This window comes from Paenibacillus terrisolis, assembly GCF_056171975.1.
The window spans coordinates 32,964-48,022 of the sequence record NZ_JBKFGG010000005.1 but is presented as its reverse complement, the minus strand read 5'-3'; the positions used below and the strand labels follow the sequence as shown (position 1 = coordinate 48,022).

At 52.8% G+C, this 15,059-nt stretch carries 16 protein-coding genes; 8 read left to right on the top strand and 8 right to left on the bottom strand.

Annotated features, from left to right (window positions below; translation table 11 throughout):
* The first annotated feature begins 141 nt into the window (after nucleotides 1-141).
* Nucleotides 142-1,518 carry an MATE family efflux transporter gene (locus ACI48K_RS05555; protein WP_475026554.1) on the top strand — a complete coding sequence of 459 codons (1,377 nt, stop codon included), beginning with the start codon at nucleotides 142-144 and terminating at the stop codon, nucleotides 1,516-1,518.
* On the opposite strand, the gene ACI48K_RS05550 is transcribed toward ACI48K_RS05555, so the two are convergent.
* From ACI48K_RS05550 to ACI48K_RS05535, 4 genes are all read right to left on the bottom strand, one after another.
* On the bottom strand, nucleotides 1,497-1,709 hold the full coding sequence (locus tag ACI48K_RS05550; RefSeq protein WP_475026553.1) for a DUF3906 family protein: 213 nt from the start codon (nucleotides 1,707-1,709) through the stop codon (nucleotides 1,497-1,499). The two genes, ACI48K_RS05555 and ACI48K_RS05550, sit on opposite strands and share 22 nt — an antisense overlap.
* Nucleotides 1,710-1,864: 155 nt before the next feature.
* Complete coding sequence (gene pfkA, locus ACI48K_RS05545) at nucleotides 1,865-2,836, bottom strand: 6-phosphofructokinase (RefSeq protein WP_475026552.1); 972 nt, start codon at nucleotides 2,834-2,836, stop codon at nucleotides 1,865-1,867.
* Nucleotides 2,837-2,905: 69 nt separating this feature from the next.
* A complete protein-coding gene (locus ACI48K_RS05540; RefSeq protein ID WP_475026551.1) occupies nucleotides 2,906-3,985 on the bottom strand; it encodes a tetraprenyl-beta-curcumene synthase family protein in 1,080 nt (359 codons plus the stop codon).
* A gap of 88 nt (nucleotides 3,986-4,073) precedes the next feature.
* A complete protein-coding gene (locus ACI48K_RS05535; protein ID WP_475026550.1) occupies nucleotides 4,074-4,394 on the bottom strand; it encodes a hypothetical protein in 321 nt (106 codons plus the stop codon).
* Between the two features lie 129 nt (nucleotides 4,395-4,523).
* Between ACI48K_RS05535 and ACI48K_RS05530 the strand changes: the two genes are divergently transcribed.
* Together ACI48K_RS05530 and ACI48K_RS05525 are read left to right on the top strand one after the other, a co-directional pair.
* Nucleotides 4,524-5,705, top strand: a complete 1,182-nt coding sequence (locus ACI48K_RS05530) for an MFS transporter (RefSeq protein ID WP_475026549.1) — start codon at nucleotides 4,524-4,526, stop codon at nucleotides 5,703-5,705.
* Nucleotides 5,706-5,822: 117 nt separating this feature from the next.
* Nucleotides 5,823-6,470 (top strand): nitroreductase family protein, encoded by a 648-nt coding sequence (locus tag ACI48K_RS05525; protein ID WP_475026548.1) that lies wholly within the window; start codon nucleotides 5,823-5,825, stop codon nucleotides 6,468-6,470.
* Between the two features lie 97 nt (nucleotides 6,471-6,567).
* Here the strand turns inward: ACI48K_RS05525 and ACI48K_RS05520 are convergent, their stop codons facing one another.
* The 4 genes from ACI48K_RS05520 to ACI48K_RS05505 all read right to left on the bottom strand — a co-directional run bounded on the left by ACI48K_RS05520 (nucleotide 6,568) and on the right by ACI48K_RS05505 (nucleotide 9,968).
* Entirely contained in the window at nucleotides 6,568-7,458 is an 891-nt protein-coding gene (locus tag ACI48K_RS05520; protein WP_475026547.1) for a hypothetical protein, read from the bottom strand.
* A 29-nt stretch (nucleotides 7,459-7,487) separates the two neighbouring features.
* A complete protein-coding gene (locus tag ACI48K_RS05515; protein ID WP_475026546.1) occupies nucleotides 7,488-8,570 on the bottom strand; it encodes a DNA glycosylase AlkZ-like family protein in 1,083 nt (360 codons plus the stop codon).
* 15 nt (nucleotides 8,571-8,585) lie between these two features.
* Complete coding sequence (locus ACI48K_RS05510; RefSeq protein WP_475026961.1) at nucleotides 8,586-9,539, bottom strand: helix-turn-helix transcriptional regulator; 954 nt, start codon at nucleotides 9,537-9,539, stop codon at nucleotides 8,586-8,588.
* Between the two features lie 231 nt (nucleotides 9,540-9,770).
* A complete protein-coding gene (locus ACI48K_RS05505; protein WP_018750471.1) occupies nucleotides 9,771-9,968 on the bottom strand; it encodes a cold shock domain-containing protein in 198 nt (65 codons plus the stop codon).
* Between the two features lie 232 nt (nucleotides 9,969-10,200).
* On the opposite strand from ACI48K_RS05505, the gene ACI48K_RS05500 reads away from it, so the two are divergent.
* From ACI48K_RS05500 to ACI48K_RS05480, 5 genes are all read left to right on the top strand, one after another.
* Nucleotides 10,201-10,434 (top strand): hypothetical protein, encoded by a 234-nt coding sequence (locus ACI48K_RS05500; protein WP_475026545.1) that lies wholly within the window; start codon nucleotides 10,201-10,203, stop codon nucleotides 10,432-10,434.
* 502 nt (nucleotides 10,435-10,936) lie between these two features.
* Entirely contained in the window at nucleotides 10,937-12,727 is a 1,791-nt protein-coding gene (pepF, locus tag ACI48K_RS05495; protein ID WP_475026544.1) for an oligoendopeptidase F, read from the top strand.
* 85 nt (nucleotides 12,728-12,812) lie between these two features.
* Complete coding sequence (locus ACI48K_RS05490) at nucleotides 12,813-13,157, top strand: LapA family protein (RefSeq protein WP_475026543.1); 345 nt, start codon at nucleotides 12,813-12,815, stop codon at nucleotides 13,155-13,157.
* A gap of 47 nt (nucleotides 13,158-13,204) precedes the next feature.
* Complete coding sequence (locus ACI48K_RS05485; protein WP_475026542.1) at nucleotides 13,205-14,242, top strand: M42 family metallopeptidase; 1,038 nt, start codon at nucleotides 13,205-13,207, stop codon at nucleotides 14,240-14,242.
* Entirely contained in the window at nucleotides 14,229-14,999 is a 771-nt protein-coding gene (locus ACI48K_RS05480) for a hypothetical protein (protein ID WP_475026541.1), read from the top strand. Before ACI48K_RS05485 ends, ACI48K_RS05480 begins: the two co-directional genes overlap by 14 nt.
* Nucleotides 15,000-15,059: the final 60 nt, after the last annotated feature.

Genomic DNA, 15,059 nt, shown 5'->3' with positions numbered 1-15,059 from the left:
AGGAACAAACCTAACCCGGGCTCCCAAGGCCCGGGTTAGGTTTGGCTTGATATTATGGCGATGCATCCCGGCAGTTCAAGCGGGGAAGCTATGAATGAAATAGACAAACAGTCTTACTTTACGAACGGAGTCATACTTATCATGATCGAAACTCAAACGATGAAGCAAAAATACATACAGTTCCTGCACATTCTTGTTCCGATACTCATCACCCAGGTGACCATGTCGCTGATGACCTTCTTCGACACGATGATGTCCGGTCATGCCAGTCCGGCCGACCTTGCCGGAGCCGCCATCGGCTCAAGCCTGTGGATTCCCGTGCAAACCGGACTCAGCGGAATCCTGATGGGGATTACCCCTATCGTTTCACAGCTGGTCGGCGCCGGTCAAAAGGACAAGGTCGGCTATCACGTCATCCAGGCCGTTTGGCTTTCCATTGCCGTGGGCGTAGCAGTTCTCATCCTGGGAAGCGTGTCCGTTTCTCCGCTGCTCGAAGGGATGAATCTTGAACCGAAGGTTCATCACGTGGCCTTCTATTTCCTTGCGGCCATTTCCACCGGAATTCTCCCGCTGTTCGGCTATATCGTTCTCCGCTCCTTCATCGATGCGCTGGGACAAACGAGAGTGTCCATGATGATTACGCTAATTTCGCTGCCTCTTAATGTTGGAGCCGGGTATTTGCTCATTTTCGGACGGCTGGGTTTCCCCCGCCTTGGCGGCATCGGGTCCGGCGTCGCTACGGCCTTTACTTACTGGTGCATATTTATCGTCGCCCTGCTGATCGTTCATAAAAGCGAGCCGTTTGCTTCTTACGGCATATTCCGTAAGCTGCATCGCATTTCTCTCGGGAAATGGAAAGAGCTGATGAAGATCGGCGTGCCGATCGGTTTTGCGATCTTTTTCGAAACGGCCGTGTTCGCTGCCGTGACCTTGCTAATGAGCCGGTTTGACACGGTGACGATCGCCGCCCATCAAGCGGCCAACAATTTCGCTTCCACGCTGTACATGATTCCGCTAAGCATTTGCCTTGCGCTGACGATACTGGTCGGTTTTGAGACCGGGGCTTCCCGGCTTAAGGACGCGAGACAGTACGCCGTGCTTGGCATCGGGACGGCTGCGGTGTTGGCCTTGGTTCTCGCCTTCCTGCTTACATTGTTCCGCCAAAGCGTGGCCGAACTTTACTCGACCGACCCGGACGTGGTTTCGCTGATCAAGCATTTTCTGATCTACGCCATCTTTTTCCAGATGTCGGATGCCATCGCTACGCCTACGCAAGGCGCCCTGCGCGGCTACAAGGATGTCAGCCCGGGCTTCTGGATTTCCCTTCTGGCCTACTGGATTATCGGCTTGCCGCTGGGATTTGTGCTGGCCAACTACACGCCGCAAGGCCCCTTCGGCTATTGGATCGGCCTCATTACCGGCCTTGCGGTTGCCGCGGTTTTGCTGCTCCGGAGACTGATTGTCATCCAGCGCAGATTGATCCGGTCCGGCCATATTCAGGCCGGCGGCAAGCATTGAACGACATAGCCGGCCCCCGGCGTGATTCTTTTCTTCTCGACGATGCTGATTTCCCCGATGGCCGGAGCGGGCAGAAACTGCCGCTCGATATGCTCTTCGGCAGCGGCGAAAGCCTGTTCCTCATCCCCGGCGGCGACAACCAGCGCCAGCAATCCGGCCGAAGTCTCCGCCTCCAGACGATATAAATACATGCTCATCTTCCTTTCCTTATTTTAGGATTGATTCTACCAGAGTCATGCGATGCATTGAAAGAAAAAACAGCCGCTCCCGGAAAATGGATACCGAATTCCATTTGCCGAGGAGCGGCTGCTTCTTATATAACATTAGTGCTGTTTATGCTCAAAAATTATTGCGACAAGCGGGAAGCGAGCTCATAAAGATCCGTGTTAAACGCTTTTTTCGTAGCTACTACTTTTTCGATGTCGGTCATGACCAATTCTCCGCCAATCATGCCGCAGGCTTTGTTGGACTCTCCGGCGATCAGGCTGCGTACGGCGAAATCGCCAAGACGGCTGGCCAAGTTGCGATCGAACGGAGTAGGCGATCCGCCGCGTTGAATGTGGCCAAGCACGGTTGCGCGCGGTTCAAGCGAAGGCTGCCGTTCTTTGATCGCTTCGACGACATCGTCGCCTTTACCTACGCCTTCGGCTACGATTACGATGCTGTGCCGTTTCCCTTTATCGAAGTTTTGCTTCATGCGGTCGGCTACTTCGTTCAGGTTGAACGGTACCTCAGGCACCAGAATCGCTTCGGCGCCGGCGGCAAGGCCCGCATGCAGCGCAATGTCGCCGCAATGACGGCCCATAACTTCTACGACGGAAGCCCGTTCATGGGAGGACATCGTATCCCGCAGCTTGTTCACCGCGTCCACCACGATGCCAACCGCGGTATCGAAACCGATTGTATAATCCGTAAAGGAAATATCATTATCAATCGTCCCCGGCAGACCCATCGTTTTGATGCCAAGCTTGCTCAGCTTTTCGGCCCCTTGGTAGGAACCGTCGCCGCCGATGACAACCAGGCCGTCAATTCCGTGTTCGCGCAGAATTTGCGCGCCCTTTTGCTGGCCTTCCGGCGTTTTGAACTCAAGGCATCGAGCGGATTGGAGAATGGTGCCCCCGCGTTGAATGATGTCGCCTACACTGCGGATATCCATCTCAAAAATGTCGTTGTTCAGCAAGCCTTGATAGCCGCGTTGAATGCCGAAAACTTGAAGCCCGTAGAACAGTCCGCTGCGGACAACGGCGCGAACCGCCGCGTTCATTCCTTGGGAATCCCCTCCGCTTGTAAGAACTGCGATTTTTTTCACTGCTGACATGATAATTCCTCCTAATGATTAGTAAAACGCTAGCTTCGTCGGTGTGTGGATTTATGATTACCGAAACGCTCAAAGATGCCTGCGGATCCAAAGGCTGTTTACGAAAAAAAACAACCGCATCAGCGGACTTCTGCGCATCAATCGCCTGGAAACCTCGCGAATCTCTTCCTGCTGGCTGACTTTGGGATCGGATAGATAAAGTGCGAGCAATCCTTCGATAATCATGCGATGAAAGGAAGAAGCGGGCAGCCGCTTGATATCCCGGCGGGCTCCTTCAACAATCAGGGCAATGCGTCCGAGCATCGTTTCTTTACTATCGTAATAGCTGCAAAAGTTCAGGTCCCCGCCAAGCTCGTCCTCCGCCTGATCGATCAGGTAGTCGAGCATGATATGAAGCCCGCAGACATGCGGAAAATACGCATCTTGAATGGCTTTGGCGCTTTTGTCGTCCAATTCGGCATGTCCGGCGGCCAAAAACAGCATAAAAACGCCAAGAGTTGAGCCCGTTGCTGCGGCAAATTCATTCCAGCGCAAATGCGGAGCCCGCTCCTCGTGGCTTTCCCACCATTTCAGCAGTGCTGCCTCGCGCCGCTTCGGATCGATATGCTTGTACACCTGCAGATCGCAATACAGCCCGACCAGCTCCGTTATATACGGCTTAGCCGGGGCATAACCGGGAAGCAGGGCGATATTGCTGCGGCACGTTTCTACCAGACGGTGCAAATACCCTCCATCCAGCTGTTCCTCACGAAGCGCATAATAGTTCTGCAGCGGGGTTTCCGGGTTCACCGCGTCCAGCATGCTTTGATGCAGCAGGCGAAAATCCTGCTCATCCCGCGAGGTGCTCCGATCGCACAAATTATCGAGATAGTCGCTGATCGTCTGAAACGCAACGATGAGAGGAATCAGGATATGGCGTTTGGGCAAATCGGCGGCCGCATACACGGCGCCCCCCTGGCAGTGGAATTCCTTCGTGGCAATGCTGGCAAGCGCTTGTTTTCTAAGCTCCGGATCGGGAATCGCTTCCGCGTCGTTCCTCCAGCCATCCAATTCCTTCCGCACGTCCGGTAGAATGAATTTATATACCCGGCTCATCAGCCTGATCGGCTCCCTGGGAAACTGGTTGCGGCTTTGCTCAAGTTCAATCACTGGCCTGCCTCCACTATCTTTTAAATACAGCAAATTAAAACCATTTTATATTATAGTATGATCCATCTTTTAGCACAAATAAACAAAATCACAAGTGTCTCCGGACCTCCGGCTCATCCTGCGCGACCCTGTACCAGATGTGAAGATCGTTGATTTGGCTGGCGAGTTCCGCAATCTCGGCGTTTATTTCGCAGCTCTTTTCAAAATCATGCTCCTCATTCATTTCTCCGAGCTTTTGCTCGATGGAGCACTCCAAATTCATAACTTTGGAGGGAATGCCTCCACGGATTTCTTCCCACAGCTCGATCATGGATAGACGGTCGATTAAATTGTATTCCTCAAAAGGACGTTCAAGCGAGGGAACGGAAATTCCCAGTCTTTGATCATACACAAAACAACGATGAATCATTCAGATACCTCCCGTAATCGTAAGCACACGCCGGCTTTTTCTGTTATACTATCCTTTGGCTTTCGGCGTATGCGGCAAAAAAGCATACAGTGAGCACTTTCTTATTCGAAACGGAGTTTCAAATACATTATGAAGTTACGTGCATTGTCCCAGCCCGACATCAACTGGCTGCGTTTCTTTACTTTCACAGTATACGGGACCAGTGTCCTTGTTTCCTCTTATTTTCCCTTATTTTATGCCCAGCTTGGTTTCTCCAGCAGCGAAATCGGAGTGCTGTACGCGCTCGGACCGATGATTTCCCTGATTGCCAACCTGCTCTGGAGCGTGGCCAGCGATCGTTACGGAACCATAAAGAAAATACTGCTGCTGCTCCTCGCAGGGCAAATCCTGCTGACCTTTATTTTATCGGTTTCCTCGACCTTTTCCATCATTATTGTGATCATTACGGCGTTTTACTTTTTTTTCTATCCCGTTATTCCTTTATCGGATACGCTTGCGATCACGACAGCCAAGCAAAAAGGGATTCATTTCATCTCCATTCGGCTGTTCGGTTCGCTCGGATATGCGATTTTCGCCATCGTGATCGGGTATGTCCTGGCCCTCGTGGGTCCATCCAAAACCATGTGGGTTTCCATTTCCATTGCCGGCATGGCCTTCCTGCTGGGTCTGTTCATTAAAGACCAAGCAACCTCTGTGGCGAAAATGAATTTTGCGGATATCTGGTCGATTCTGAAGCAAAAAGAGCTGCTGTGGTTTTTCGGGTGCGTATTTTGCCTGGCTATCGGCATGCGCATGAACGACGCCTTCCTCACGATCACGCTCCACGATCTTGGAGCCAGCGAAAATCTGATCGGATGGGCCAGCTTGGCTTCCGCATTTTCCGAGATTCCCGTGTTCGTGTATCTCAGCTTTTACGGAGACAAGTTCAAGGAACTGCCGCTGCTTGTTTTTGCCAGCCTCATGTTTGCCCTTCGTTTCCTAATCATGGGACTGAATGACTCGGCGGTCGCCATTCTTGGCATTCAGCTCATGCATGGTCTCACTTTCGGGGTGTTTTATGTAACGGCCATCCGTCTTCTGACCCGTTTGATTCCGGACGAATTCCGCGCAACGGGTATGGCGCTGTTTACGATTATGTGGTCAAGTCTGTCGGGCCTGCTCAGCGGTACGTTTGGCGGAATGGTATTCGAGTACTTTGGAAGACACGATTTTTATTTCGTTGCGATGGGAGTTTCCATCCTGGCGTGCCTGGGCTTCGCCAGCCGATATTTCCACCGAGAAAGCAGTGCGGATATTAGTAAAGAAGCCTGACGAACGTCAAGCTTCCACCTGTTCAAACCATGCGTGATAAGCTATAATAATTATCATCAAGTTTATTATCAGATTATAGTACCTGGTGTTAAATTTAGTAAAGCAGGTGGAATTAAGATGGATTTTGCAGATTTTCAAGAGGTGATCAAGACCCGCCGCAGCATCCGGGATTTTACCGAAGAGAAGATTAGCTTGGCCGATCTCGAAGATATCGTCGACAGCGCAAGATACGCCCCAAGCGATACGAATTCGCAGACTTGGGAGTTTATCGCCATCCTTAACCGGGAGAAAATCAAGCAAATTGAAGCGTTCACTTGGGAAAAGCTTCATGAGAAGGCCGTCCTTGCCGCGCAGCAAGGTCTCGAGCGTGAGGCCAAGCTGCTCGTGAAATCGTTTGGTCCATACGCTACGGCATTTTCAGGCGCCCCCGCGCTGATCGTCTGCCTTTCCACGCCGTATACCTCCAAGTTCCGCGACAAGATCTTCGATCCTATCTCGTTTGTGGAGCCGAAGGTGTGGGAAGAGGAAGGCTTAAAGAGCAGCTGTCTGGCCGCGGAAAACCTCATGCTCGCCGCCCACGCCAAGGGACTCGCGACCTGCCCGATGACGGGACCGGTGCTCCTGGCCGAAGAGCGGCTGCGCGAGTTTCTCGACATTCCCGCGAACCGGGGTGTCAATATGGTTATCGCGTTAGGACATCCCGCAGTCTCGCCTAAAGCCGTTCCGCGCAAGGAAGTATCGGAAATTCTGCGAATCGTGGAGTAGTCCTTAACATTGAATTGAACACAGAAAACAGATGAAAGCCCCGCCGGTTCGGCGGGGCTTTTTGAATTGTTATCCGGCACTTTTCACGTCTGCCCGATCAAATCCTTCCGTACGCCCGCAGCGTCTTTAGGCGGTCCACGGTGATCATCCCCCGCCATTCCAGTCCGGCAGCCGGGCTGGTCTCCGGAAAGCTGATTGGCCAGCCTCCGTCCTCCTGCTGCGTCTCCAGCAGCCAATCCAGATGCCGGTTCACTTCCTCCGCCGACATTAGCTTGGACGCATAACTTCCCGGAGCAGGTGCGTAATCCAGCACTTTATGAACATAACCTTCCGCCTTGGGATTTCGTTCGATGCCTTTGGGGCCGGCGAGCCATTCATCCAGCCGCGACTGCAACTCAGCCGCTCGTTCGCGATCCGGAACATGCTCCAGGAACGAGATCCACTGCATGGCCTCGTGATATTCGCCGGGAAGACCGTTCTCCAGGCACTGCCAGACAAAAGATATGTTGCTGATAAACCAGCTTTCCGAGAAAAAGTCCGTGCGCACTTGCTGACCCAGCAATGTCCCGATAATGCTTCCGGTAGGGTTCAGCGAAGGGATTCCGTCTTCCTCCGTCGTCCACCACGGCCCGTGGGGATAAGCGTTCACCTGTGTAGTCGCCCGCGGCAGACCGCCTCCTTCAATTGTCATCAGCGACAAATACGCTTTCACTCCGTCCAACATCCCGGTATCAAAACCATCCACTTCGCGGATGATGTGCAGAGCCATTTCCGTTGCCACCGTTTGGCTGTGCGGACCGCGCAAGTCGCATTCCAGCGCGTTGCCGAAGCCTCCGTCCGCATTTTGATACGCCTGCAGCGCTTTCAGCACATCTTCTTTCGATCCGCCTTCAAAATGATAGGCATACCGCATCCGGTCGAGCAATCTCGCATTCCCGTACACAAATGTCTTTCCTCGCTCCAGAACCTTCGCTTCCTTGTTCGTCATCGTCTTTCCTCCTCGAAATTCGATATTTTTCATTCGCTGATCTCGGAGCCGTTATACTTCAGTATGCCGTGATACTTGGGACTATAGACTTTCCGCACTGCGGCGATGATTTCATCCTTTCGCTCTTTCGCTTCTTCCGCGGGCAGTTCGACTACAATATCATCCACATCATAGGGGCCGATCCGCCAATGACCCAAAATGACTCCTCTAAAGAATCCGTCAATAAGTAAAAACTGCAGCACTTCCTTTCCCTTGTAGCGGGGTTTTAGCTCGTCCATATCGGCGCGAACGAGAAAATCCGACTTATCCAGCATATATGCACGGCGCGGGATTTCCGGGTCTCCCTTAGCGTTTCCAGGGGAAGCCAAGTCCGAGGGATGCATCAAGCCCGTTCCCATGCCTTCGACCTCGGTCCGAACCAGACGGCCTTCGTCAATCAGCTTTGCGACGGCGTTTCCAATCGTTTTGATGGGCAGTTCGCTCCAGCTCTTGATTTGCTTCTCCGTGGCAAATACCATCGCATCCGTAAACCGGACGATCACTTCCGAGATCGCTTCATTCCTGCCTTCTTCATCCGCCGGCACTTCAAACCACTCTTCGGCAAATTCCAGCCATCCCGTATCCCAGTCGGTATCCGTCTGCTCTTCGAACAGCAGAAAAGCTATCTGCAAATCCTGCAGCGCTTTCCCGATCTCCCCCGCCGGGTAGTCGAGCTCTTCCTTCAACTGTTCCTTGGTCAACCCGCCGGCGCCTCTAACCGCAATCATCACGTCTTCGTGGATCTGCTTAAACACCGCCGGCGTCTTCCTGAACGCCGGCGCGTAAAGCCGTAAATCCTCCTCCAGCACGTAACCGACGCGGCCTCCCTGGAACCTGCCCTTAATCAGCCGATGCCGCTCCCTCAATGAAGAGGACATTTCCATGTCGTCATAAAAGGTTCGATGAACGAGCTTGGGCGGGTCTCCCGGACGGGTAAAATGGACCGGGGCCATCGGCTGCAGTCTCCGAAACCGTTCGAGATAGGCTTCCTCGTCTTCCCAATCCTCAAGCGGATGCGTCAATCCTTGTCTGATCAGCCTTTCCGCCAGCACTTGTTGTTGATTCCATTTCATGGAACACACTCCCAGTCACGTTTTATTGCCGTAACGCCGGACTACGCCTGCGGCCCGCTCGGCGATTTCATCACGAAGCCGCCGGGGCTCCAGTACCTCGGCATCCAGACCCATTGCGTAAAAGAATCCGATCACCCAGTTCCATTCCGAGCTCGGCAGCAAAAAGTCCAGCTTCCACTCTTCATCGCTTATCTGCTGCACCAGATGGCCGAAATGCTCATCCTGCTCGGCCCGCAACGCGCCACGATAGGTTAGCTTGACGAGGATTCGGACATCTTCCCTTTCAGCTATCGCTTCGTCCGGCTTACTCCCCTTTCCATGGGCCGCCCCTCCCCCCTGCTCCGCCAATTCCGGCGGGGGAGAAGTCGCTTCAAGCTCCTCGATTCGATCGACGCGAAACGTTCGGGGCTCGCCATGATGGAACGAATAAGCTTCGCAGTACCAAAAACCGTGGGCGGCAAACACTCGAATCGGCTTCAAAATCAGATCCCTGCGATAATTTTGCGAACGGTAGAGAACGCGCACATAGTCTGATTCCGCGGCGTATTTCATCAGCGCGTTCAAATGGGGCGTCTTGTAGCGCCGGTTTGGCACTTCAAGCTCCACATGTTCAAGCATGGGATCAATTTGGCTCAGCATTTGCTCCGGCAAAGCGGAACGGATTTTGTCCGCAACCGTCCACCTTGCGCGCTGAAAAGGACTGTCGCTGTACTTGGCCATTCCGTCCAGCGCAAGCAGGACCGAGAGCGCTTCCTCAGGATCCAGCATGAGCGGCGGCAACCGGTATCCTTCCATCAGCCGATAACCGCCTCCCGGACCGGACAAGGCGTAAAGCGGAACGCCCAATTCCGCCAAAGCCTGCATGTCGCGCAGCACCGTCCGCTTGGAGACTTCCAGCTTGCCGGCGAGCGACTGGGCGGTTTCCGGCCGCTGCTGCAGCGCCATGACGATCGCCATCATCCGGTCCATCCTTTTCACCCTTCGTTCCTCCTCCGCGCTCGACCTTATGATATCAATGGATTGGTGACAACAGACTGTCACCAATCCATGAAGCATTTTCCGCTATTTTTATGTACAGATTATCATTTGCAGCGCATATCGGTCAAAAGGCACAAAAAAACACAGCCCCATTCAGAGCTGTGTCTTTCATATCGTTGCTTGGAACCAAACTTTATAAGTGATCCGTTGCCGGAAGTGATCTTATAATTTGATTACGTTAGCAGCTTGAGGACCACGGTTGCCGTCAGTGATTTCGAACTCAACAGCTTGGCCTTCTTCTAATGTTTTGAATCCGTCTCCTTGAATTGCGGAGAAATGCACGAATACGTCTTCGCCGCCTTCAACTTGGATAAAGCCATAGCCTTTTTCTGCGTTAAACCATTTAACTGTACCTTTCAAATGAACAACCTCCTAAAAATAATCGTCATCATTGACGAATATCCATATTATACTCCATGGTCAAAGACAATGCAATGTGTCATTACCTTAAAGTTTCCGGGAGCAGCGCGGCTCGTCCCTGTTTTTCATTTGCTTTCCGTCAGGGGCTGAGGTATCATTTTACATAAAATATTGGTATTTTACCCCACCCCACGCACCTGTATTTTAAGCTAAAGAATGGAGAAAGACATCGATGATCAAAAAACACGAAATATACAAAAAAGACAAATGGAATATGATGACGGTAGAGGTCCAGGGAAAATATATCGTCCTCCGGGAAATCTCCGATCAATGGGGGGAGGAATCCCATACCTTTCTAAGCCGGCCCGCTATGATGAATTGGGTAAATCACCGTTTTCCGAAAGAGGAATTCACCGGCAAAGAAGAGGAATGGAACAGCATTATAGAAGCGTTCAAGCAGGTTTAACGCTGGGCGCCGAAGGCTCTATAATTTAAGGGAACGGAGTTTCAAACACATGGATAGTTCAAGTCTTCTCATCTTTATTATCTGCGCTTTCTCTTTGGGAGGCGTGCTCATTATGAGCAAAAACAACATTCCGCCCAAGCTGAGACGCGGTCTTGCACTTACGACGGTCATTCTGGTGGCGGCGGCCTTTTGCTTGATCATTTACAGTTTTTTGGCTTAGTCAGTTGAAGCGAAGATTTCGCATTCAGTCCAACGCGGAAAATGGCAGCGTCAGCCAAATATTTGAGCGGTATTCGGCCATACTAGGTGAATGCCCGAACCGTCGCCGATCACGGTGTTCCGGATACTTCGGGCTCCCGAATTGAAAGGGAGGATTCCCGGTATGCGTGCCAAACGTCTATTATCCCTGCTCTTAACCTGCTGTCTGCTGTCTGCCGCGATACCCGGAGAAATCGCCGGAAAACCATCCGCGTCTTCTTACCCAAATCAAAGGAGGATTCCAATGAGCACACTATCGAAACGTTCCGAGGTCAGACCCGAAAACACTTGGAAGCTGGAGGATCTGTTCCGCGATCAGCAGGCGTGGGACCAATCCTATAACGAGCTCAAAACGTTAAAAGACAAAGCTGCCGAATACGAAGGCAAACTGAACAACGCCCAAAACATCAAGGCCGTTTTCGTACTGGAGGACGACCTGTCTCTCAAAATCGAACGGCTGTATGTGTACGCTCACCTGAGCCATGATGAAGACACGACCAACCCTACATATCAGGCGCTTGTGCAAAAGGCCAAAAAACTCAGCGTAGAGGTCGGCGAAGCGCTGTCCTACATCACTCCGGAAATTCTGTCGCTGCCGGAGCAGGAGCTTGACGGCTTCATCGATAATCCGGAGTTGTCGGATTATAAATTCACGCTGCAGGAAATCAAACGCGAAAAAGCACATGTCTTGAGCAAAGCCGAAGAAGCGCTGCTCGCCCAAGTCGGCAACCTGTCGCAAGCCCCGCAAAACATTTACGGCATGATCAACAACGCCGATCTTAAGTTTCCGAAAATTAAGGACGAAAACGGAAACGAGGCCGCTTTGACCCAAGGAAGTTATATTCAGTTCCTGGAAAGCCCGAATCGCGAAGTGCGGCAACGTGCTTTTAAGGCCGTATACGAAACCTACGGGAAGCAAAAAAATACGATTGCCGCAACGCTGAGCGCCAACGTGAACAAGAACATGTTTTACTCCCGCGTGCGCAAATATCCTTCCGTGCTGGAAATGTCCCTCTACGGCGACAACATTCCGAAGGAAGTGTACACGAACCTGATCGAGACCATTCACGAAAGTCTGCCGCTGCTTCAGCGCTACATGAAGCTCCGCAAAAAGCTGCTTGGCGTCGATGAACTGCACATGTACGATCTGTTCGCTCCGCTCGTGGAAGAATACAAATGGGACATCACCTATGAGGATGCCAAAAAGATGGTGGAAGAAGGATTGCAGCCGCTTGGCGAGGATTATCTCAAAGTGCTGCACTCCGGGTTCGAAGACCGCTGGATCGACATTTACGAGAATGAAGGCAAACGCACGGGGGCGTACAGCTGGGGAGCTTACGGCACGCATCCTTATGTGCTGCTGAACCATAAGGATAATCTGAACAGCATGTTCACCCTAGCCCATGAAATGGGGCATGCTCTGCATTCGTATTTCTCGGACGACACCCTGAAATACCGCAATGCGCAGTATACGATCTTCCTGGCGGAAGTCGCTTCAACCACCAACGAGGCGCTGCTGATGGATTATCTTTTGAAAAAATCCACCGATCCGAAGCAAAAACTGTACCTGCTCACGTATTATGCCGACCAGTTCCGCACAACCGTGTTCCGCCAAACGATGTTCGCCGAATTCGAGAAGATCATTCACGAACGCGCCGAAGCGGGAGACTCGCTAACGCCGCAGGAGCTGTCTTCGATCTACTACGATTTGAACGTGAAATATCACGGCAAAGACATGGCCGTCGATCAGGATATCGAAATGGAATGGGCGCGGATCCCGCATTTCTACACCAGCTTCTACGTGTACAAATACGCTACCGGCTTCTCCGCCGCCACCAGTTTCTCCAAACAAATCCTTGAGGAAGGCAAACCCGCGGTTGATCGTTACCTCGGCTTCCTGAAGAGCGGCGGCAGTGACTATTCCATCAATATCTTGAAAAAAGCGGGCGTTGACATGTCCTCGCCGCAGCCGATTCGCGAAGCGATGAGCGTATTCGAAAACGTCATCGAGCAAATGGAGCAATTGACCAAGTAAATTGCAAACAAAGGTTAAGTTTTTCAAATCCCTTGCCCGGAACGGACAAGGGATTTTATACTGTTTTACAAGGAGGTGTTTCCCCATGAAAATTCAGTGGTCCTTAATTCTGGTTCTGGTATTTGCCCTGATCACCGCGGTGTTTGCGGTTATTAACGTCGACCCGGTTCCCGTTAACCTGCTGTTCGGCTCCGTTACCCTGCCGCTGATCCTGCTGATCCTCGGCTGTGTGCTGCTCGGCGGCATCATCGTCGGCTCCTTCGGCATTTACCGGGGGTACCGCCTGCAAAAGGAAGTAAAAACACTGCACCAAAAACTCGTACATATCCAAGACGCCACCGGCTATACGTTCCCGGAACCGGAGAAAACGAACGGCAAAAAGAAACAGGACGACAAAAATTCGGAACCTGCCTCGAGCGATCCGGTTTGAGGATTTAACGCTTTGGAATATTTTCAATAAAGGAGGCTTCTTTACTAATGAGCATTAATCCCGACCAATCCTATATTTTATCATTCTTGAAAACCTTGCTGGATACCCCAAGTCCCAGCGGCTTTACGCATGAGATCATGAAGATGATTGAGCATGAGGCCCATTCGCTCGGGATTCCGTTTGCCCAAAACGAAAAAGGCGGCGGGGTCCTGACGCTTCCGGGCAAGGACTCCTCCCGGCGCATTGCGCTCAGCGCCCATGTGGATACGCTGGGCGCCATGGTCCGCGCGGTGAACGCGAACGGCACTCTGGCCATCACGTCGGTTGGCGGATTTATGATGAACAGCATCGAGAACGAATACTGCCTGATTCATACGCGCGGCGGCAAAACCTATACCGGCACGATTTTATCGGCTCATCCTTCCGTTCACGTATACACCGACGCACGCGAATATAAACGCGAGGAAAGCCACATGGAAGTGCGGATCGACGAAATCGCGGAAAATAAAGACGATGTCCTCAAGCTCGGCATCTCCGTCGGCGACTTTATTTCGTTCGACGCCCGGGCGGTCGTTACGCTAAGCGGGTACGTGAAGTCCCGTCATCTGGACGACAAAGCCAGCGTGGCCGCCCTGTTCGGCCTGATCGAATCCAGCCGCCGGGAAGGCTGGACGCCGCGCCATGATCTCGTATTCCTCATTTCCAATTATGAAGAAGTCGGACATGGCACCGCCTGGATACCGGAAGGCATCCAGGAAATGATCGCTGTCGACATGGGCGCGATGGGCGACAACCTGAGCTGTAAAGAAACCGACGTCTCGATCTGCGCCAAAGACTCCAGCGGCCCGTACGATTACGAAATGACCGGTAGGCTGATCGAGCTCGCCAAGGAGCTTGGCATTCCGTACGCGGTCGATATTTATCCTTATTACGGATCGGACGCCTCCGCGGCTTTGCGTGGCGGCAACAATATCCGGGCCGCACTGATCGGGCCGGGCGTTCACGCCTCCCACGCGATGGAGCGGACCCATTCGCAAGCCGTCGTGAACACGGCCAAGCTGTTAGGGGCTTATGTGGCGGACTGAACATAAGCGCTGGATCGTGGCCGCCGCTTCGGCGGCGGCTATTTTTACAGGTGTGCTGGCCATGCTCCTGTGGGGAAAAAGCTTCATCCTGCCCCATGATTACGCATACCGCGAAGCAGCGGCGAGCAATGGGGTCATGCTGCATATGCTGGCTGCCGACCCGGACCGGGTGGAGCTTCGGACGGCGGACCGGCCGCTGGGCAGGTATCGTGTGTACGGCATCAACGGCGGATTTTTTTATGAGAAGGCCGTATTGTCCATTGCGGTAAACGGTGACAAACCTGTAAAAGGGCAAGCGGGCGAATACGGTTCGGGTTGGTTTAACGCAAAATATGCCCGCGGTACGCTGGTTTGGGACGGCGCCGCCAGTCGCTTCTCCATTCAGGTCGTCTCCTCCGCTCCGGAGATTCGGGTCACCGACCGCGGCCGCTACTTCGCCCAAGGAGGGGTCAGCATGAACCTGCGCGATGATGCCGTCTGGAAATCCGCCATCGCTTCGGAACACCTGCCGAACCCGGACGAAGCCAGGCTCCGCTCCGGCCTTGTATATGACGATAACGGCAAGCTGTGGTTGATCGTTACGCCCACCCGCTGCACGGCGGAGGAGTTTCGCTCAGCCATCCTGGAGAACGTCGCCCCGGCAGTCGGTAAGGAAGGCATTTTCCTCGATGGCGATGGTTCCGCCCAAATGAACGCGGCCGAAGCCAAGCTGAACGGCGACTCACGGGATTTGCGGCAGGTGATCGTGATCAGGTAAGAGAAAATGAGCGGGCTTTTTGCAGTTTTGAATGTATTATACTCGGCCAAAAAGCGAAAA

Bases quoted from the DNA above. Each gene is read 5' to 3' on its own strand.
- ACI48K_RS05555 (WP_475026554.1), top strand. From the start codon at position 142: ATGATCGAAACTCAAACGATGAAGCAAAAATACATACAGTTCCTGCAC.
- ACI48K_RS05550 (WP_475026553.1), bottom strand. From the start codon at position 1,709: ATGTATTTATATCGTCTGGAGGCGGAGACTTCGGCCGGATTGCTGGCG.
- pfkA (WP_475026552.1), bottom strand. From the start codon at position 2,836: ATGTCAGCAGTGAAAAAAATCGCAGTTCTTACAAGCGGAGGGGATTCC.
- ACI48K_RS05535 (WP_475026550.1), bottom strand. From the start codon at position 4,394: ATGATTCATCGTTGTTTTGTGTATGATCAAAGACTGGGAATTTCCGTT.
- ACI48K_RS05530 (WP_475026549.1), top strand. From the start codon at position 4,524: ATGAAGTTACGTGCATTGTCCCAGCCCGACATCAACTGGCTGCGTTTC.
- ACI48K_RS05525 (WP_475026548.1), top strand. From the start codon at position 5,823: ATGGATTTTGCAGATTTTCAAGAGGTGATCAAGACCCGCCGCAGCATC.
- ACI48K_RS05520 (WP_475026547.1), bottom strand. From the start codon at position 7,458: ATGACGAACAAGGAAGCGAAGGTTCTGGAGCGAGGAAAGACATTTGTG.
- ACI48K_RS05515 (WP_475026546.1), bottom strand. From the start codon at position 8,570: ATGAAATGGAATCAACAACAAGTGCTGGCGGAAAGGCTGATCAGACAA.
- ACI48K_RS05510 (WP_475026961.1), bottom strand. From the start codon at position 9,539: ATGGACCGGATGATGGCGATCGTCATGGCGCTGCAGCAGCGGCCGGAA.
- ACI48K_RS05500 (WP_475026545.1), top strand. From the start codon at position 10,201: ATGATCAAAAAACACGAAATATACAAAAAAGACAAATGGAATATGATG.
- pepF (WP_475026544.1), top strand. From the start codon at position 10,937: ATGAGCACACTATCGAAACGTTCCGAGGTCAGACCCGAAAACACTTGG.
- ACI48K_RS05490 (WP_475026543.1), top strand. From the start codon at position 12,813: ATGAAAATTCAGTGGTCCTTAATTCTGGTTCTGGTATTTGCCCTGATC.
- ACI48K_RS05485 (WP_475026542.1), top strand. From the start codon at position 13,205: ATGAGCATTAATCCCGACCAATCCTATATTTTATCATTCTTGAAAACC.
- ACI48K_RS05480 (WP_475026541.1), top strand. From the start codon at position 14,229: ATGTGGCGGACTGAACATAAGCGCTGGATCGTGGCCGCCGCTTCGGCG.